Genomic DNA, 20067 nt, shown 5'->3' on the forward strand with positions numbered 1-20067 from the left:
GGCGACAGGGGAGACGCGGCGTGGAGCCAGTCCGCAAGCCCGCCAAGACGCTGCCTCCGCCGACGCCGGCGAAGGCGCCGCCAAAGGCCGCGCAGGTTCCGCTGTCGCAGGCGGCCCTGTTGCAAAGTCGGATCGGCGCCGCAGCCGTCGGCAAGCTGATCGCATCGCGCTCGGGTAGCGGCAAGGCGCCGGCCGCCACGCCCGGCGCCCCCTCTCGCCACGCATCCAATGATCAAGCTCCGCAAGGCAAAGGGTCGCATGCCGCAAAGACAAAGAAGGACGCCGACGGCGCACCCGGCAAGGCGCGGGAGGCCGCCCCCGAGGGTGAGGCGCCCGTGGCGGCCGGCGCGGACGGCAAGGATGCGGGCGGCGTCAAGCTCCACATGCCGGAGCCGCCGACCAAGCCGTCCAAGGCTACCATGGACCGGATCGCGGGGGTGCAGAAGCGCGCGGGCGGCGCCGCCACCGCGCAAGGGGCGCTCCCCACCGCCGACAAACAGGTGGCCGACGCGCAGAAGGCGGTGACCGAACCGGACGCGCAGCGCATCGCCGAAGCCCGCGCGCAGCTCATCGCGGAGATGCACGCCGCACCGAGTCCGGACATCGAGAAACTCTGCACCGACATCGCGGACGCCATCCGCCGCCGCCGCCCGCCCGACGAGGACGCGCTGGACAAGGCCGAACCCGCCAAGGAGGCAATGGCGGCGGGCGCGACGCTCAACTCCACGGTCGAGACGCAAAGCAAGAAGGTCACCGACAATTACAGCCCGCTGGACAAGCCGCCCGAGCCGGCGCCGGGCACGCCCGCGCCGCCCCTCGCCCCACAGCCCGCCGCCGCCCCCGCAGCCGCGCCCGCCGCAAAAGCAGCCGTTCCCGATGCAGTGGGCGCCGACAAGCTTTCGCTCGACAAGGACGCAGAGGAAGCGCGCAAAAAGGTCGACGACGCCGGCATGAACAAGCCAGCGGCCGCGCTCGTCCAGTCCGGCCCGGTCGCAGAGGCGCGCGAGGCGCAGGGCGAGCTGGACCAGACAGCGAAGGAAGATCCCGCCAAGATCGTCGCGCAGCAGAAGGAAGCGCTCGCCAAGGCCAATGAGGATATGGGCGCGCTTCAGATGCGGGCGCTGGCCGCCCTCACCGCGCATCGCGCCGGCACGGTCGGCAAGACGATGCAACGCCAGACCGCGATGGTCGGCACCGAAGCGCAGATGCGCGAACAGGCGGGGACGCAGGCCCGCGCCGCCTTCACCAGCGCCAAGGAGGATGTGCAAGGCCTTCTCAAAGACCTTGTTCCCAACGCCATGAACAAGTGGGAGGCGGCGAAGACCGACCTCACCACTACTTTCAAAGCGGACCTCAAGGGCGTCGCCGATCAGGTCAAGAAGCGCCATGAAAGCACGCTCGCCGCGATCGCGGACTATTTCACCGGCCTGCCCGACTGGGCGACCGAGGGCTATGACCGGGCGGAGAAGAACTTCGCCGACGGCGTCATCAAGAAACTGCGCGAAATCTCGACCGAAGTCGACGCGATCATCAAGGCGTGCGAGGCGCGCATCAAGCAGGCGCGCGACGAGATCGCGGTCATCTTCAACTCCCTGCCCGCCTCGCTCAAGGAGTGGGCGACCAAGGAACAGGCCGGCTTCGACACCCAGCTCGACAAGCTGGGGCAGGAAGTCCACCAGACCCGCGACGCATTCAACAAGGATCTGGGCCAGCGCGCGGCGCAGGCAGTGGACGAGGTGCGCGCCGAGATCGCTGAACTGCGCAAGAAGGCGGGCGGCCTCGTCGGGCGCATCGTGGACGCCGTCAAACGCTTCGTCGACGATCCCGTCAAGTTCATCATCGAGGGGCTGCTGGAACTGCTCGGCATCTCCCCGCCCGCTTTCTGGGCGGTGGTCGCGAAGATCAAGAAGGTGGTGCGCGACATCATCGACGACCCGGTGAACTTCGCCAACAACCTCCTGAAGGGCATCGGTCAGGGCTTCAGCCAGTTCTTCGACAATTTCCCCACCCACATGATCAAGGGCTTCCTCGGCTGGCTGCTGGGCGATCTCAAGGACGTGCAGGTTCCCAAGGACTTCTCGCTCAAGAGCGTCATCACCTTCTTCCTCCAGATCATGGGCATTACCTGGCCCAATATCCGCAAGATCATCGCCAAGAAGATTGGCGAGAAGAATGTCGCACTGATCGAGCAGGTCTGGTCGCTCGTCTCAATGCTCATCGACAAGGGGCCGGAAGGCATTTTCGAGATGATCCGGGAGAAGCTCGACCCGCAGTCGATCCTCGACCAGGTGATCCAGATGGCGGTTGACTATATGGTGACTGCCATCGTGAAGGCGGTCGCCGCTCGCCTCATCCTGCTGTTCAACCCGGCGGGCGCGATCCTTCAGGCGATCGAGGCGATCTACAAGGTCCTGAAATGGGTGTTCGAGAACGCCGCGCGCATCTTCACGCTTATCGAGACGATCGTGAACGGTCTGGCGGACATCATCGCGGGCAATGTCGCGGGCTTCGCCAATGCCGTGGAGAAGGGACTGGCGATGCTGATCGCGCCGGTGTTGGGCTTCATCGCGGACTATCTCGGCTTTGGCGACCTGCCCAAGGCTGTCGCCAAGCAGATCAAGAGCTTCCAGAAATGGATACTCGGCATCATCGAGAAGGCGTTCGACTGGCTGATTGCGAAGGGCAAGGCGCTGCTGGCGGCCCTCGGGATCGGAGGGAAGAAGGACAAGGATAAGGAGAAAAAAACCAATCAGGGTGTGGCTATTGGCGAGGACATACCGTTCGAGGCAGGCGGGGAAGCGCACCATGTCTGGGTGGACGTATCAGGCGGCAACGCCACGCTCATGGTCGCGAGCAAGCAGCAAACCGTCGCAGCGTTCCTCAACGAGGTGGAACAGGATGGCGGCGAAATGGCCGCGAAGGCGAAGCGCGCAAAGACGTTGTTGGGCAAGACGGACAAAGCCGCAGACGAACTGGCGAAGATCGCTGCAAAGCCATCTACTGACGACAAGGCGCCTGCCACCGGCAAAGCCGACGCCAAAAACAAGGCGCTCACCGAGGACGAGAAGGCGCTCGTGTCCGTGCTAGCGGAAATATTTCAGAGCCAGTCTCGATCGATCCAGCGCTATATCGGCAAAGGCGTCGACACCATCGACGACAAGGCGACCCCGCTCGGCTATGATGTTTGGCAAGACAACGGCGTTTACGAATATGGCGGCACCTACGACAATCGCGAGATTCAGCGCGCCGGCGGATATGGCTCGGCGGATACCAAGAAATTCCCGAAAGTCCATGTCGATCAAGGTGGCTTGGTGCAGGAGGGGGCAGACATTTTGCGGTCTGACTGGGAGGTTATCCGCGAATATGAGCAGGCGATCCGGCCCCTGAAAGTCAAGGCTGGCGGCTCCTTCCAAGGCGTGGACGGCGCGCCGACGATCTGGACGACCTCGGGCGCCGACAGCCTACCCAATAATCTGAAGAACAGTCAGAACAAGAAACGGCAGTTCAATCGAGGCGTCCGCAAGCAGATGGAAGCTATCATCCAAGCGATCCATACCGGCACGGACATCCGCGGGATCGAGGTGACGATCCCTCAGAGCAGGATCGACTACGTCGCGAGGTTAAAAATAGACGGCAAGACGCAGGACGTCATGGTCGAGTACAAGCACTGGACCGGCAATCTGCCTGAAGGCCGCGCGCTGCTGCTCGCGGAAAAACTGGAGGACCAGTTGGCTCGGCATATCTCAGGGGGCGCAGGACGCTTCAAGGTGCTGATCATCCGCTGGCCGGCCTTCAACCACCTCGACGCCGCGTCGCAAGCCGATTTCAAAGGCGTGATCGAGGATGCGCGCGAAATGGGTAGGCGGTTCGACATCAAAGTCATCTTCACGCGATTGTAGGAACGATCATGGAAGCGACGCAATCCTATGCGGTCTACCTGATGCTGCTGATCGAGAGAGACCGGCAGGCGGCCGACGGCGAGCTGCTTCGGCATGCCGCGGCGGCTCTCGGCGACTGGAACGGCAAGCCCTTCGAAGCGGGCACCAGCCGTGCTACCGCCGTGCTGCGCGGCGAGGGATCAGGGGGACGCATCACCCTCGTCCACCCCGATTTCTCCAACACTGATGGTCGGCCGGTACTGTCACTGTCGCTTGCCGTTCGGTCCATCCGGTCAAGCGAAACCGACATCGCAATGCTGTTCGTCAACCGAACCGATACGGATGAGATCGTTCAGCAATGGGAGATGGGGCGCACCCTGTCGGCGCGGCTGGTTGAAGCGCTTAAACCGATGCGCGCCTTCATGTCTGCGAAGCCTATTGATGTGGAAGATACGGCGTTACCATCACAACGAGACGGCGATCGAGGCTTTCCAAGCGCGCTTATGGCATGGACCTATCTCGGCGCTGATGAGGTGACCGGTGCGCAACGCGACGCCTTATCGACCCTACCCGTATATCTTTCCGCACCTCTGGGGAATGGCTGGCTCCTAGAACTGACCGATAGCCCGCTACGCAAGCCAGAACCTGGATCGATCAAGGCCATCGAGGCGCTGGCTGGTCACCCTGTGCGTTATATCGCCCCAATACCGCCGAAGGAGTGAAGCCAATGAACCTTGCGGAGCAACTTTGGTGGACCGAGAACCGGCGACGCCAGTTCATTCTGCCTGACAACGAAACCCCAAAACCAGGCACGATCGCTATCGCAGCTCTGGATGGCAGAACGGCAACGGCAGACGCTGATTGGCTCGCCAGCTTCGAAGTCACCGAAGCCCAGGCCCATGAATGGGCGAAACAGGAATTCGGGGCCGCGCTCTCCGGCATCCGCCAGCGCATCGACCGCAAGATCGGCCGCACTCGCGCCGCGCTCAAGACGGCCCGCGATACGCCGATCGCCCCGGACAGTGCCGTCACGGCCGACGCCCTGCCTGCACTTCTGGCCCTCGCCAAAGCGCTGCCCGGCGCAATTCTCGGCTCGCTGTCCGGCGACCCGGAGAAGCTCCGGAACGCGCAAAGCAATCTGTCTCACGTTCAGAAGCGGCTGAACGCCGCTGGGGTCGACATGGAAGACAAGCTCGCCGCCTTCCCCGATCGCCTGGCGGCACTGCGCGAGGATTTTCGGCGGCGGGCGAGCAAGACCGGCGAGAAAAGCTAAGTCAGTGGATTGCGAAGTCGGCCTCAGTTCGACGCACGGCTCGGCTCGGTCACCATGTCGAACATCCGCGTCCGCCGCATCAACTGTCGGCGGGTGGGCAGCTCCAGCTTGCTAAGGATAGAATGAACGTGATGCTTGACGGTGGACTCGCTCAGGTCGAGCAGCAGCGCGATCTCCTTGTTAGACAGCGCATCGGCGACATGCCTTGCGACCTCCTCCTCACGGGTGGTCAGCGTCGCGTTCCTGCCATGGCCCGGGTCCGCGCTAGCCGATCCGGGAGCGCGAAACAGGGCGCGCATGATCGAGCCGGCAATTTCCGGCGAGCAGGTCATTCGTCCTGCAATCGCATCTCGCACCGTGGCGTACAGCCGCTCGATCCCGTCCTCCCGGCGCACGTAGCAGCCAAAGCCGGCACTGCCATGCGCCACTACGGCCTGCTCCTGCTCCTCCAGGCCGAGGGCGAGCAACGCCAGATCGGGATAGCGACGATGAAAGGCGCGCACGGCGTCGAGATCCACGCCCTGCGTCAGATCCAGAATGGCAACATCGAACCGCAGGCCGCGCGCCATGAGGTCGCTCAGATCCGCAATCGTACGCGTCAGCAAGACATCGAGCGCCGAATCGCGCGTCATCAAGGAATGAGCGACGCATTCGCCAAGCAGTCGGATTTCGCTGGCAATCACCACCCGCATATACACCCCACGCATAAGCAAACTCGAACTCACCCGTCAGTGGTCGTCGCATTTGCGCAGGGCTGTATGAATTTTGCGACCGATTGCCCTCGTCGCTTGCCATGAAGCTACACCTTCAGCGCCGGTTCCGCGATATCGACCGCTCTGTTCGGGCGCGAAATCAACTCAATCCGTCGCGAGAAGCGGAAATCGGGGAAAAATTCCGGGTCAATTCGCCGACGATCGGCAAAGTCCCCGAGCGTTTCTGAACACCGGCGATCAACAAGCCCGCTCGCCATGCAGATTGGGCCGTGAGCTCATAAATGGGTTGATTGGGCGTTAAGGGCTGTTGGCGCGAGTGGTTCCCATGGGAGCGATTGTCCGTCTGCTCCCGTTGGCAGCTATGGGAGTAGAGCCGTGGCGATGTGGTTCTTGCCGGTACCAGGCAGGTCGGTGAGACCCGTTCGGCATGCTCGACAAAGCCATCGAAGGCTCGTCCCAGCCGCATCAGGTTATCATGAACAGAAGGCAGCTAACAGGTGGCTCAATTCCGGCCCGCAATGTCTGGAATGTTGGCGGATGTGGCGAACGCAGACATGCGATCCGAATGTCCGGTTTTCTATTTTTGCACTCAGAACCAGACCGAGCAGAATGTCCCATCGTTCGCCATTATTCGCTGGTCCAAAATCTATCAGATGCAGATAAAAGTAACCCCACCGGAAAGATCTCCACGGCGGGACCAGAATTCAGGGAGGGCCGCTCCACAGGGGAGGAGCGGCGGGCCGGCTACGGTGCACCGCGATGACGTTATGATGACGATGCCCTCTGCCACTTGCCGAAATCCTAGACCGTCCAGAACATGGGATTGCGCAGCCAGTCGTCGATGGCAGATTTGCGCCCATTGTAGACTTTAATCCTCATGCCCTTCCTGCGACGTCCAGACCTCATGCGCGTCGATCTGGATGCGCAGGATGGCGCGCAGCAGGGTGGCGCGTGCATCGATTTCCTGGCGCCGGGTCTCGTTCGCCTGGCGGCGGGCGAGCAGCGTATCGGCGAGGTCGATCTGGCCCAGTTCATAGCCTCTCTTCGTCCGGGTCGCGGCGGCGGCGGCACTGGCGGCAGCGCTTTCCATGCTGCGCCAGACCGCTTCGCGGGCGCGGACATTGCTGAGATCGGCGGCGGCGGTCGCCTCTATCTCGCGCCGCACGCGGGCGAGTTCTAGTTCCGCCGCACTGGCGTCTGCGGTCGCCTGGTCATGCGCGGCGCGGCGATAGCCACCGCCCAGCGGAATGGAGCCGACCAGACCGATGCCCTTTTCCAGCCCGCCCCGTTCGCTGAAGACGCGCACGCCGAATGACGGGTCGGCGATGCGATCGGCCGAGGCGCGGCGGGCGACCATGGCCAGCCGCTGCGCCTCCCGCTCCGACGCGCGGATTTCATGGCTGCGCTCGATCACCAGATTGCGCAGATCCTCCAGCGCCGTGGCGGGCATGGCCGGATCGGCAAGCAAGGGCGCCTCTTCAGGCAGAGCGAGGCCGGGGAAACCGGCGGCGAGCTTCACCCGCGCCTCATCCCGCGCCGCGCGGGAGGTCGCGGCCTGCGCTTGCGCCTGAGCCAGCGCGGCTTCAGCCTGGTCGACGTCCAGTAGCGACGCGTCACGCAACTGGGCACGGCGGCGCACGGCCGCCATGTCCTGCGTCAGGCTGACAGCGGAATCGAGGTCGGTGCGATGCTGGGCACTGGCGACCAGCCAGTCATGCCAGAGATCGGAAAAGGCGAGCGCGGTCTGATGCCGCACATCCTCCATCAGGTTATGCGCCACCTCGACGCCGAGTTCGCCGGCCTTGCGGTCCAGCGACGCCTTGCCGGGCAGGCGGAACGGGCGGGTGAGGTTGACATCATATTCGCCATAATCGCCCTCCCCCTCGGCCGAGCGGCGGGAAACCGTGCCCTGAAAGGTAAATTCGTGACTGCCCCGGCGGAGCATGGCGGCGCCGGCCTCGGCCGAGCGCACGCGCGCTTGTGCCGCAGCCACGGCGGGATGGCTATCAAGCGCTTCGACCACCAAGGGTTCGGGCGGCAGGTCGGTGCGCTGGGCCCAGGCGGGCGTGGTAATGAGGGCGGTGGCCGACAGGAGAAGCGCACGGATCATGCGATGCGCCCCCGTGCCGCGACCGGGCAGGCGTGCCAGCGGACCGGATGCCCCCGCCGCGCATCGGTGACGGCGGCGACGAGCGCGTCGATATCGTCCGCCGGCACGATCAGGTCGATCGCCGCCCGGCGCAGCGTGCCGCGCACCTGCTCGCCCGCGCCGGCATCGCCGAAATCGCGGCCCAGCACCTGCTCGTCGCGCAGATGGAGCGGTGCCGGGGTGCGGCCGCGCAGGGCATCGGCCACGCCGTCGCGGTCGATCGCGGCGCAATAGAAGGTCAGCAACATGTCGGTCATGATCGGGCTTCCGTGGCGCCTTCACCGAAGCGCTCGAACAATATGGGCAGGAGGATGAGGGTGAGCAGGGTCGAACTGATCAGCCCGCCGATCACCACGATGGCGAGCGGCTTCTGGATTTCCGACCCCGGCCCGGCCGCGAACATCAGCGGGACCAGGCCGAAGGCGGTGATGCTGGCGGTCATCAGCACCGGGCGCAGCCGCCGTTCCGCGCCCAGTCGCACGGCCTGGGCCATGCTCTGCCCTTCCTCGCGCAGCTGGCGGAAATAGGCGACGAGGACGAGGCCGTTCAGCACGGCAATGCCGAGCAGGGCGATGAAGCCGACCGAGGCGGGCACGGAGAGATATTGGCCCGAGCCCCAGAGCGAGATGATGCCGCCGACCATGGCGAAGGGGATGTTGGCGAGGATCAGCAGCGACGCGCGCATCGAGCGCAGGGTCATGAGCAGCACCAGCAAGATCAGCAGCAGCGCGGCCGGGATGACCAGCATCAGCCGGGCGGAGGCGCGCTGCTGATTTTCGAACTGGCCGCCCCAGACCATGCGATAGCCAGCCGGCATCTTGATCTCGCGATCGACGGTGGCGCGCGCCTCATCGACATAGCCGACGAGATCGCGTCCGGAGACGAACGCCTGGACCAGCGCGTAGCGCGAGCCATTTTCATGGTCGAGCTTGACCGGCCCCTCGGTGCGCTCGACCCGCGCCATGTCGCTGACCCGCGCGACGGTGCCGTCGGGCGTGCGCAGCGGCAGGTCGGCAAAACGGGTCGCGTCGCTGCGGATCGTCTCGTCGCCCTTGACCAGGATCGGCACGCGCTTCTGCCCGTCGGCGACGACGCCGGCATGCACGCCCTCGATCTGGGCACGCAGCGTGTCCTGCATCTGGTCGATCGGCATGCCGAAACGGCCGGCGGCGGCGCGATCGATATCGAGTTGGAGATAGTCGACATGATCGTTGGCGAGCGTCATCACCTCCGAAGCGCCGCGCGTCTTCAACAATATCTTCTGCACCTGTCCGGCAAGGTTCGACAGGGTGGCGAGGTCCGGGCCGAAAATCTTGACGGCAAGGTCGCCGCGCGATCCGGTCAGCATTTCCGAGACGCGCATCTCGATCGGCTGGGTGAAGGTCGGCTCGATGCCCGGCAGCCGGTCGAGCGACTTGCGGATTTCATCGACGACGAATGCCTTGTCGCCGCGCCATTCGTTCTGCGGTTTGAGCACCACGAAACTGTCGGTCTCGTTCGGGCTCATCGGGTCGAGGCCGATCTCGTCGGTGCCGACGCGGGCGATGATCTGCGCGATTTCGGGCACATCCTTCATCAGCGACTGCTGCACCGCCGTGTCGCCCAGCACCGACTGGTCGAGATTGATGGTCGGCAGCTTGGCGGTCTGGACGATCACCGAGCCTTCATCCATCGACGGCATGAAGGTCTTGCCGACCGCGCCATAGGCCAGGCCCGCCAGCACCAGGCCGAGCGCGGCAAGGCCATAGACCAGCCGTTTGCGGCCAAAGGCACCGTCGAGCAGCGCCCGATAGCGCGGCGTCAGCTTGCGCATGATCCAGGGTTCGCCATGATGGCCAGCCTTGAGGCCGAGCGAGGCGAGCACCGGGACCAGCGTGAGCGCGATCAGCAGCGATCCCGCCAGCGCGAAGATAATGGTGAGCGCGACCGGGGCGAACAGCTTGCCCTCCAGCCCTTCGAGCGAGAGCAGGGGCAGGAAGACGAGCGCGATGATGACGATGCCGGCCGACACCGGCACCACGACTTCGCCGGTGGCGCGGTAGACATTGTGTAGCCGGGGCGGGCCGTCATCCTTCGCATGATTGAGCCGCTCGACGATGTTCTCGACCACCACGACCGCGCCGTCGACCAGCATGCCGATGGCGATGGCCAAGCCGCCCAGGCTCATGAGGTTGGCCGACAGGCCCATGCCGCGCATCATCAGGAAGGTGACGAGCGCCGACATCGGCAGGGTGGCGGCCACGATCGCCGCCGCGCGCCAGTCGCCCAGGAACAGGATCAGCAGGATGATGACCAGGATGGTCGCCTCGATCAGCGCCTTTTCCACCGTGCCGACGGCGCGGCCGATCAGGTCGGATCGGTCATAGAAGACGGCGATCTTCGTGCCCTGTGGCAGGGTCTTTTCCAGTTCCGCGACGCGCGCCTTGACGCCATCGACCACGGCGCGGGCATCGGCACCGCGTAGCGCAATCACCAGGCCCTGCACCGCCTCACCCTTGCCGTTGGCGGTGACCGCGCCATAGCGGGTCAGGCTGCCGGTGCCGACGGTCGCGACATCGCCCATGCGGACGATGCGGCCATTGCGGGTGGCGATGACCATCGACTGGAGGTCCGCTTCCGATTGGATCGCACCGACCGCCCGGACGATCAGCGCTTCCTCGCCCTGCGACAGGCGACCGGCGCCGTCATTGCGGTTGCCGCGCTCGATCGCTTCCTGAAGATCGGCGATGCCGAGGCCCGCGCTGGCGAGCGCGATCGGATCAGGGCGCACTTCGAAGGTGCGAACGAAACCGCCCAGCGCATTGACGTCGGCGACGCCGGGCACGGTGCGCAGTGCCGGCCGGATCGTCCAGTCGAGCAGGGTGCGCTTTTCCTCCAGGCTCAAAGGCCCTTCGATCGTGAACATGAAGATGTCGGACAATGGCGTCGAGATCGGCGCCATGCCGCCCGATACCGCCGGCGGCAGATCGCCCATCACGCCCGACAGGCGTTCGGCGACCTGTTGGCGCGCCCAGTAGATGTCGGTGCCGTCGACGAAATCGATGGTGATGTCGGCGATCGCATATTTGGCCGAGGAGCGCAGGATCGCCTGCCCCGGAATGCCCAGCATCTCCATCTCGATCGGGGTGATGACGCGGCTTTCCACCTCCTCCGGCGTCATGCCGGGGGCTTTGAGAATCACCTTCACCTGGGTCTGGGCGATGTTGGGATAGGCATCAACCGGCAGATTGACGAAGGCCCAGGCCCCCAGCACGGCGGTCAGCAGGGCGAGCGCGATGACGATCAGGCGATAGGAGAGCGCCCAGGCAGCCAGCGATTTGAGCATCCGGCCTTACTCGCCCATCGCCAGCGGCTTGAGCGCGCTGATGCCGGCGACGACGACCTGCTCGCCCGACTTAACGCCAGAGAGGATCAGGATGCGATCGCCGTCCTTGCCGCCGACCTTGACCGGACGTGCAACGACGCCGGCGCGGGTGCGCACGAACAGCGTGTCGCCGCCGGACAGCATCGTGACCGCCGCGGTGGGCACCATGGCGGCACCGGCGGGCGCGGGGCCGAAGATCGACAGGCTGGTGGCGCGGCCGGCCATGGCGCCGGGGCCGGCCGGCAGCCTGGCCTTCAATGTTACCGATCGGGTGGCGGGATCGATGGTCGACCCAACTGCCGTCACCGTGCCGCGCAGATCATCGCCCAGCGCCACGGTCATGCCGGGCTTCACCTGGCCCGCCAGCCGCTCGGGCAATTGCGCCTGCGCCTCATATTGGCCGGCCGCATCGATCACATAGGGCGCGATGGTGCCATCGACGACGCTGCCGGCATGGATGGCGGCGCTGGTCACGCGGCCGGCGATCGGCGCGGTCAGCGTGTAGGTGCCGCTGGCGCCCGATCCGTTCACCATCGTCAGGATGCGGCTCTTTTCCGACACGTCGGCGCGGGCCTCGCCCAGCACGGCGCGGGCCTCGTCCGCGCGGGCGCCGGCGATGATGCCTTCGCGTTCCAGTTGCGACAGGCGGCTGGCGCTCGACTGCGCCACGCCCAGCCGTGCGCTCGCGCGATTGAGGTCCGCGCCCATGGACAGGACATCGCGGCTCGACACGATCGCCAGCGGCTGGCCGTGCCGCACTTCCTCGCCCTCGACCACCAGGATGCGGGTGACGACGCCGGGGAAGGTGGCGGCGACCGCGACACGGGCGTTGGGCGGCGGCGCGATCAGCGCGGGCACGACCGCGATCGGCGCTTCGGTGGCAGCAACGGCCGCGCCGAATTTCAGACCCAGCCGGGCGATATTGTCCGCCGTCAGCGGGATCGATCCGTCCGCCAGCTGCGCCGCAGCGCTGTCATTGGCGGGCGCGGCCTGCTCCCCCGAACAGGCGGCAAGCGACAGGAGGGCGAGAGCACCGGGCAGGCGCACGAATCGGAATAGCGGGACCATGGCCCTGCCCTATGGGATCAAACTGACGAGACCCTGACGAGGGGTTTTCGGACGATCAACGCGGTGGCGTGAAATCCAGCACCAGTTCCTGTGCATCGGCCACGCTGGAGAGGGTGCCGCCATGCGCGGCCATGATGCGGGCGACAATCGCCAGCCCCAGCCCGGCGCCTTCGCTACTGGCATGATCCGCGCGGCGATGGCGCTGGACCAGTTCGGCCAGCCGCTCGGGCGTCAACCCAGCGCCGCCGTCCTTCACCCGCAGCCGGGGACCAGGACCGGCGATCACGGTGACGGCGCCACCCGCCGGCGTCACCCGCAGCGCATTTTCGACGAGGTTGCGCAGCGCCGCCGCGACCGTCTCACGCTGTCCCATGATCGGCGCGACATCGCCGACGCGGGTCAGCGACAGGCTCTTGTCGGCAGCGATCGCGCCGGGCGCCATCAGGCTGACGATGTCGGCGCCGACATCCTCCAGCCGGACGCTGTCGCGGATCGACTGGGCCACGCTCTGCGCCTCGACTCGCGCGAGCAGCATCAACTGGTCGATCAGGCGGCGCATCGCGATCACCTCGGCCCGCAGGCGCGGCGCGTCGGGATGGTCGAGCCCGTCCAGTTCCAGCGCCAGCACGGCGAGCGGCGTGCGCAGTTCATGCGCGACATCGGCGGCGAACGCCTCATGGTCACGCGCTGCCTGGTCGAGCTGGCCGAGCAGGCGATTGACCGCCTGGGCGAAGGGCACCGCCTCGGTCGGGAAGGCGGCATGATCGATCAGCACGCCGCGCTGGTGGCGCTCGGCCACCTGCAACTGGGCGACCGCCTCCCCCAATGGCGCCAGCGCTTTTCGGATCACGATCAGGCTGGCCATGCCCATCGGGATGATCAGCACCAGGATCGGCAGGATCACATGCTCGAACAATTCGCGGAAGGCATGGCGGGCGGCCGCCGGGTCGCCCAGCGCGGTGAAGCTTTGCCGATGTTCGTTGATGATGAAGACGAGCAGCAGCGTGGTGCCGATGAAGCCCACGATCGATAGGCCTATGAAGAGCCGACGGGCAATCGAGCGACGCTGGCTCATGCCGCCGGCTCCCGCAGCATATAGCCGACGCCGCGCACGGTATGGAGCATGCCGCGCGCACCAGCCTCCTCCAGCTTGCGGCGCAGGCGCGACACCGTGGCTTCGACCGCATTGGGGGTGACCGGCTCGGCAAAGGAATAGAGCGCGCTTTCGATGCTTTCCCGGCGGACCACGGCGCCGGCCTGACGCAGCAGCAGTTCCAGCAGGTCGGTCTCGCGGCGGGACAGGTCGATCGCCTTCCCCGCACACAGCGTCATGCGCCGCGCCGAATCGACCAGCAGCGGACCGAAGCGCAATTCGGTCTGGGCACGCGGCCCCGGCCGACGCATCAGCGCGCGGATGCGGGCGGCGATCTCGTCCACCTCGGCGGGCTTCACCACATAATCGTCGGCGCCGGCATCGAGGCCGGTGATCCGATCCTCCAGCGCGTCGCGCGCCGTCAGGATCAGGGCCGGCTGCATATGCCCCTGCCGCCTGATGTCGCGCAGCCAGGCAATGCCGTCGCCATCAGGCAGGCCGCGATCGACGATCAGTACATCATGAACTTCCGCTGCGACGGCCTCTGTCGCAATGATCAGCGTTTCGGCATGGTCGCAATGGAACCCCCGCCGCTCGAGGCCGGCAATCAGCAATCCGGCCAGTCGACTATTGTCCTCAATCAGCAAGAGACGCATGATGAGTCTCATCCCGTTTCATCCATGGTGGATCAACAGATTTCTCTGGAAGTCGCCAAGTTTCTTGGCCCTCGCCGCCTTCTCCTGCTCATCCTTCGGCGTGAAACGGTCGGCATAGCAGACGCTGGTCCCTACCTCGCCCTTGCGGACATTGCCGCCCAGCGCCTGCGCCTGCCGATAGGCGATCCAGCGCTGCGCGCCATAGCCCCGCTCGACAGACGGTCCAACAGGATCAGGATATTGATGCCTGAATAGCAGCGGCCCGTTGCCGCATTGCGGAGAAGCCCTGTGACAGTGAGGCTCGTGTCCCAGGGCTGCACCCATGGCAGCCGTCCCTCTTCCAGCTGTGCGATGATATGCTGCGTCACATCGTCATAGAGCGATCCATTACCCGTACCCATGTCCTTTCTCCTGCCTCTCCAGCACCGGCCGCCGGAATGGCGGGGATGGGCGGCAAGGAGCCGCACGGCAGGCCCGTGCCCATAAGGCGGGCTGCACCCGCAGGGCCGCAACGCAAGAGAAGGAGCCGGTGCAGCCGCGCTGGCAGCAGCCAGCAGCCCAAAAGGCTGCAATGCGTCAGCGACCGACCTATATGGGACGAGTTAGGCAAAGCCGTCTCGAAGGCGCCAGGGCGCCATAGGACGTGGTCCGCCAGAGGCGGAGACGCCAAAAATAAAGATCCCATCGACAGAAAAATATGACAGGCTTCAAATATTTTCACGCACCTCATGAACATTACAGAAAGATAAATTCAGAGTTTTAAAACATTTTAATTTTATGATTGTCAGAGATGTACGTGTAAATTGTCGTGACTGCAGTTGAATATATCTGAAATATTATATTTGATTTTAACCGATTTTTTCTCGTCTATTAATTCCACCACTCCACCAATACAATCAGTGAATTTTTGATAAATAAGCAATAACCGCAAAGGACACGGCGACATCAATTGCGCGTGACCTGCCCCAGCGTGAGCATCACCACACTGTGCTCGGGCAATGTCACGGTCAGAGCGCCTTGCGAGAGGGTCGCGCCACTGAACGGGACAGGCCTCACCACATCGGGCGATCCGAAATCATTGTGCGACTGGACACTCGGCGCGGTCAGGATACGCCCCTCGACCATAGAGGCGGTTACCCCCTCCAGTTTCGCGGTCACTGTCATCGGTCGATTGGGGTCGGTGTTGGTAAGGGCGATATGCACAATGCCTGCGCTGTCGCGCACCGCCGCTGCGCTGAGCGCAGGCATCGCCCATTGATCCCTGCTGTACCAGGGGGATGCCAATTCCAAGGGCAGGAAGGTCGCATCCTGGAAGGGCTTGTACATGTCGAACACATGATAGGTGGGCGTCAGCACCATCTTGTCGTCGCGGGTCAGGATCATGGCCTGGAGCACATTCACCATCTGGGCGATGTTGGTCATGCGCACCCGGTCGGCATGGCGGGCGAACAGGTTGATGTTGAGCGCGGCGATGATCGCATCGCGCATACTATTCTGCTGATAGAGGAATCCGGGATTGGTGCCGGGTTCAACATCGGTCCAGATGCCCCATTCGTCCACCGCCAGGTTGACGCGCTTTTCGGGATCATATTTGTCCATGATCGCGCCATGCTTTTCCAGCAGTTCCTCCATGACCAGGGTGCTAGCAAGCGTGCGGGCATAGTCCGTTTCGGTGAACTGGGTCGCCGATCCCTTCACCTTGCCGCGCGTGGGGTGCGTGTAATAATGCAGGCCGATACCGTCGATCGACTTGCCGGCGACGCGCATCATCACGTCGGTCCAATCATAATCGCGGCTGTTCGCCCCGCTCGCGATCTTGAGGATCTTCGTGCCACGCGGTGCTTTCACGAAGGTCGCGTAACGGCGTGTGACGTCAGCCGCATATTCGGCGCGCATGTTACCGCCGCATCCCCACAGTTCGTTGCCGATACCGAACATTGGAAGTTTCCAGGGCTCCTTGCGGCCGTTCTTCGCGCGTTCCTGCGCCAGCGTACCGGCCGGCGCGGTCATATATTCGACCCACTCCGCCATTTCCGCCGGTGATCCATTGCCGACATTGCCCGACACATAGGCTTCCGCGCCGATCAGTTCGGCGAAATCCATGAACTCATGCGTGCCAAAACTATTGGGTTCCGCGACGCCGCCCCAATGGGTGTTGATCTTGACCGGACGCTTGCCACGCGGGCCGATCCCCTCGCGCCAATGATATTCATCGGCAAAGCAGCCGCCCGGCCAACGCACCAGCGGCACGTTCAAATGCTTCAGGGCGGCGACCACATCATTGCGATAGCCCCGCGTGTTCGGGATTTTCGCTTCCGGACCGACCCAGATGCCACCATAAATGCCATAACCCAGATGTTCGGCAAATTGACTGAATATCCTACGATCTATTGTCGCACCGGGCTGGTCGGCATGAAGCGTCGCCGACACGTTCAGGATCGTGGCGGCTGCCGGACTTTCCTGCGCCATTACTGATGCATGCGGCGTCATGATCGCCGTCGCCAGCAACCCGATGGACAATATGGAGCGCTTGATCATTCCGTCCTCTCCCAATCCGGCACGTTTCACGCGTTTCTGAGCGGCTCCACGATCGCGGCGATGTCGCGATGTCCTTCCCCGGCAGAGTCGGCCTCGACGAAGCGCTGCCGTGCGGCCTGGGCGATAGCAGAGGTGATGCCGACATCGGCCAACGCCTGCGCAGCATATCCCAGATCCTTTGCCATCAGCGGCACCAGGAAATGCGGGGCATAATCGCGATCGAGCATCCGTCGGCCCACGCCCTTCACCATCGGACTGGCGGGGGCACCGTCGAAGAGAATGGACATCGCCTGCTCGACGTCCAGTCCATGCTTCTCGAACAAGGCGATGGCTTCTGCCAAGCTGGCCGCCTGCACGCCGCACAGGTAATTATTGGCAAGCTTGACCGTAGCGGCGCTGCCGACGGGGCCGAGATGGACAAGCGCCCCGCCCATGGCATCAAAGGCTGGGCGAGCGGCTTCGATCGCATCCGCGTCGCCGCCGACGAGGAAGCGGAGCGTACCCTGCGCCGCCTGATCGCGACTGCCGGTAACGGGCGCTTCCAGGAAACCTATGCCCCGGGCGACGGCTTCGCGCGCCAGACCGAATACCCAATCGCCGGTCAGCGTGCTGGATTCGATCGCGATCGCGCCCGCCTTCATCGCGGCGAGCGCGCCATCCGCTCCGGTCCAGACCATCTTAGACACGTCGTCATTCGCCAGCATGGCGATGACGATGTCGGCATCTGTCGCCGCCTCCGCCGGCGAGGCGGCGATATGGGCGCCAGCCTCCCCCAATATTGCCGCCTTATCGGCACTACGGTTCCACACCGTCACGTCGAAACCGGCCGACAGCAACTGGCGCGCCATGCCCGATCCCATGATGCCCAGACCAAGTACCGCCACTTTCATCTTCATCATCCGATCACCTTGAAACGCGCGAGCGCGGCCTCGTCAATTTCGAGCCCCAGGCCCGGAAGATTATCGTCAAGATCGATATGGCCATCGACTGCCTGGGGCTCGCCCTTGAAGATGTACCAGAAGAGCTCGTTGCCCACCTCCACATCGACCATTGGGAAATATTCGGCGATGGGGCTGTTGAGGCTCGCCATCACCACATGATAATTGTGCATCTGGCCGGCATGAGGGACGACGGGGATGGAATAGGCTTCGGCGAGCGCCTGTATCTTTCGCGCGGCGGTGATGCCGCCGACGCGGTTGGTGTCGAACTGGAAATAGTCGAGCGACTTCGCCTCGATCATCTGGCGGAAGCCATAGCTGGTAAATTCATGCTCGCCTGCCGCAATCGGCGTCGTGCCGAACCGGCGCAGTTCATGATAGCCGTTAATATCATCGGGGATGATCGCCTCCTCCAGCCAGCGCAGGTTGAAAGGTTCGATCAGGCGCATCATGCGCTTCGCATAATCGAGGCTCCAGCCCATATAGGCGTCGGCCATGATGTCGATTTCATCACCCACCGTTTCGCGCACGGTGCGGATCAGCTCGACATTGCGGGCCATCCCCTCCGCCCCGTCGATCGGGCCCCAGCCAAAGCGCAGCTTCATCGCCTTGTAGCCCTGCGCCTTGTAGGCGGCGGCTTCCTGCGCCAGTTCGTCCAGCGGGATCGAATAGAGGCGGCTGGCATAGACCGGGATCTTCGCCTTGGTCCGGCCGCCCAGCAGGCGGAAGACGGGCTGTTTCGCCGCCTTGCCCATCAGATCCCAGATCGCGATGTCGAGCGCGGAAATGGCCACCAGCGCCACGCCCTTGCGCCCGAAGGCCATCGTCTTGCGATACATATGCTGCCACAGAAACTCGCTGTCCCACGGATCCTGGCCGATCAGCAAGGGCGCCAAATATTGGTCGATCAGATGCTTGGTGACGAGCGGCGCAAGCGCGGCATTGCCGATGCCGACCAGCCCCTGATCGGTGAAGATTTCGACGATCAGCCAGCCATGGAAGGTGAAGGTGCCCATGGTTTCGGGCGACAGCATCGGCGACACCATATCCATGGGATTGGTGCAGAAGTGCGGCGGCAGCGGCACGGTTTCGCCTTCCCACTGGACGACGCGGGTGCGGATTTCGGTGATTTTCAAGGGACGACCTTTCGAGTGAAGCTGAGAGGCGAAATGCGGGGGATAGCGAGGCAGATCAGCGCGAAGGCGATCAGGTGCAGGGTGGCAGCAACCGTCAGCACCGGCGTGTAGCCAAAGCCGGCGTCGAGCGCCCAGCCGGCCGCCTGCCCCATGACGATGCCACCAAAGGCGCCACCAAGGCCGACCAATCCGGCAAGACGCCCCAGGGCGCTGCGCGGTGCGAGGTCCGTCGGCAGGGTCATGACGAGGGTCGACCAGCTTTGCTGCCCGAAGAAGGCGAGGCTGAAGATGGCAATGACCGCTGCGACCGAGGCTGTCGCGGGCGCCAGCATGACCCAGGGCATGCAGGCGGCGCTCAGGCCCAGGGCGATCTTGCGGGCGGCATCGACCGAACGGCCGGCGGAAAAGAGGCGGCTGGAGAGCCAGCCGCCGCACAGGCTGCCGACACCCGATGCCGCATAGGGAATCCAGCCGATGGTCGCCGCCTGCTTCAGGTCGAATCCATGCGCTTCGAACAGATATTTGGGCAGCCAGAAGAGGTAGAAATACCAGGCGCCATCGCTCAGGAACTTGGCGCCGACAAGGCCACGCACTTCACGGCGGGCAAGGAGCATGGCAACGGTCGGCGCCGGCCCGGCGTCCTGGCCTACGGAGACGACGTCCCCGGCGGGCGTGCGATAGGTCAGGAACCACCAGAGCGCCCAAGCGAGGCCGAACCCGCCCGTGATGAAGAAGACCCACCGCCAACTCGCCAGATCGAACCAGTGGCCATAAGCAAGGATGCTCGCGATCAAGGGCGGCGCGACCACGGCGCCCACTGCCGTCCCGGCATTGACGAGGCCCATGGCGGCCGCGCGGCGTTCAGGCGGGAACCATTCGGCAATGGCGCGGGTGGCGGCGGGAAAGCCCCCGCCCTCCCCTATGCCGAGCAGCAGCCGGCTGACCACCAGCGCGGCGATGCCGCCGGCCACGCCATGGCTGGCGCAGGCAAGCGACCAGAATATCATGATCGCCAGAAAGCCGCGCCGCGTTCCCACCCGGTCCAGCAGCCAGCCGCCACCCAGATACATGAGGCCGTAGGTGGCGAGGAAGGCGGAATCGAGAACGGCCTTGGTCTGGTTGCCGATGGGGATGTCGGCTTCGATATATTTGATCGCCCAGGGAAGCGTCTGGCGATCAAGGTAGGAGATGGCGATGGCGACGGTGATCATCGCCGCAATCGCCCAGCGTTCCCGGTACGGCTCCGATGCGGCCACAACGG

The 20067-nt window shown here is 64.5% G+C and carries 16 protein-coding genes; 3 read left to right on the top strand and 13 right to left on the bottom strand.

The window, feature by feature from the left end; all coding sequences use genetic code 11:
- Positions 1–20: 20 nt before the first annotated feature.
- The 3 genes from JQK15_RS19665 to JQK15_RS19675 are packed head-to-tail and all read left to right on the top strand — an operon-like array spanning position 21 to position 5151.
- Positions 21–3899 (top strand): hypothetical protein, encoded by a 3879-nt coding sequence (locus tag JQK15_RS19665; protein WP_214867076.1) that lies wholly within the window; start codon positions 21–23, stop codon positions 3897–3899.
- Positions 3900–3907: 8 nt separating this feature from the next.
- Complete coding sequence (locus tag JQK15_RS19670) at positions 3908–4600, top strand: hypothetical protein (RefSeq protein ID WP_214867078.1); 693 nt, start codon at positions 3908–3910, stop codon at positions 4598–4600.
- Positions 4601–4605: 5 nt separating this feature from the next.
- On the top strand, positions 4606–5151 hold the full coding sequence (locus JQK15_RS19675) for a hypothetical protein (protein WP_214867080.1): 546 nt from the start codon (positions 4606–4608) through the stop codon (positions 5149–5151).
- Positions 5152–5174: 23 nt separating this feature from the next.
- On the opposite strand, the gene JQK15_RS19680 is transcribed toward JQK15_RS19675, so the two are convergent.
- The 13 genes from JQK15_RS19680 to JQK15_RS19735 all read right to left on the bottom strand — a co-directional run bounded on the left by JQK15_RS19680 (position 5175) and on the right by JQK15_RS19735 (position 20062).
- A complete protein-coding gene (locus JQK15_RS19680) occupies positions 5175–5843 on the bottom strand; it encodes a response regulator transcription factor (RefSeq protein WP_214867082.1) in 669 nt (222 codons plus the stop codon).
- Between the two features lie 889 nt (positions 5844–6732).
- The gene (locus JQK15_RS19685; protein WP_214867084.1) at positions 6733–7974 is read right to left on the bottom strand and encodes a TolC family protein; all 1242 of its coding nucleotides are present in this window, start codon (positions 7972–7974) and stop codon (positions 6733–6735) included.
- Positions 7971–8270, bottom strand: coding sequence for a DUF3240 family protein (locus JQK15_RS19690; protein ID WP_004208151.1), 300 nt, complete (start codon positions 8268–8270; stop codon positions 7971–7973). The genes JQK15_RS19685 and JQK15_RS19690 overlap by 4 nt, the downstream gene beginning before the upstream one ends.
- On the bottom strand, positions 8267–11338 hold the full coding sequence (locus tag JQK15_RS19695) for an efflux RND transporter permease subunit (RefSeq protein ID WP_214867086.1): 3072 nt from the start codon (positions 11336–11338) through the stop codon (positions 8267–8269). The genes JQK15_RS19690 and JQK15_RS19695 overlap by 4 nt, the downstream gene beginning before the upstream one ends.
- Positions 11339–11344: 6 nt before the next feature.
- A complete protein-coding gene (locus tag JQK15_RS19700; RefSeq protein ID WP_214867088.1) occupies positions 11345–12445 on the bottom strand; it encodes an efflux RND transporter periplasmic adaptor subunit in 1101 nt (366 codons plus the stop codon).
- Positions 12446–12500: 55 nt separating this feature from the next.
- The gene (locus JQK15_RS19705; RefSeq protein WP_214867090.1) at positions 12501–13520 is read right to left on the bottom strand and encodes a sensor histidine kinase; all 1020 of its coding nucleotides are present in this window, start codon (positions 13518–13520) and stop codon (positions 12501–12503) included.
- Positions 13517–14194, bottom strand: coding sequence for a winged helix-turn-helix domain-containing protein (locus tag JQK15_RS19710; RefSeq protein ID WP_214867161.1), 678 nt, complete (start codon positions 14192–14194; stop codon positions 13517–13519). The genes JQK15_RS19705 and JQK15_RS19710 overlap by 4 nt, the downstream gene beginning before the upstream one ends.
- Before the next feature lie 18 nt (positions 14195–14212).
- A complete protein-coding gene (locus JQK15_RS27695) occupies positions 14213–14380 on the bottom strand; it encodes an ArdC-like ssDNA-binding domain-containing protein (RefSeq protein ID WP_419248230.1) in 168 nt (55 codons plus the stop codon).
- Positions 14326–14595, bottom strand: a complete 270-nt coding sequence (locus tag JQK15_RS19715; protein ID WP_412457941.1) for an ArdC-like ssDNA-binding domain-containing protein — start codon at positions 14593–14595, stop codon at positions 14326–14328. The genes JQK15_RS27695 and JQK15_RS19715 overlap by 55 nt, the downstream gene beginning before the upstream one ends.
- A gap of 544 nt (positions 14596–15139) precedes the next feature.
- Complete coding sequence (locus JQK15_RS19720; RefSeq protein ID WP_214867092.1) at positions 15140–16732, bottom strand: alpha-N-arabinofuranosidase; 1593 nt, start codon at positions 16730–16732, stop codon at positions 15140–15142.
- Between the two features lie 26 nt (positions 16733–16758).
- Entirely contained in the window at positions 16759–17631 is an 873-nt protein-coding gene (locus tag JQK15_RS19725) for an NAD(P)-dependent oxidoreductase (protein ID WP_081331709.1), read from the bottom strand.
- Positions 17628–18806: an L-rhamnonate dehydratase gene (locus JQK15_RS19730; RefSeq protein ID WP_214867094.1), complete on the bottom strand. Its 1179-nt coding sequence runs from the start codon at positions 18804–18806 to the stop codon at positions 17628–17630. Before JQK15_RS19730 ends, JQK15_RS19725 begins: the two co-directional genes overlap by 4 nt.
- The gene (locus JQK15_RS19735) at positions 18803–20062 is read right to left on the bottom strand and encodes an MFS transporter (protein ID WP_353047229.1); all 1260 of its coding nucleotides are present in this window, start codon (positions 20060–20062) and stop codon (positions 18803–18805) included. Before JQK15_RS19735 ends, JQK15_RS19730 begins: the two co-directional genes overlap by 4 nt.
- Between the last annotated feature and the right edge of the window lie 5 nt (positions 20063–20067).

The organism is Sphingobium sp. BHU LFT2 (genome assembly GCF_018604485.1).
GTDB classification, from domain to species: domain Bacteria; phylum Pseudomonadota; class Alphaproteobacteria; order Sphingomonadales; family Sphingomonadaceae; genus Sphingobium; species Sphingobium yanoikuyae_A.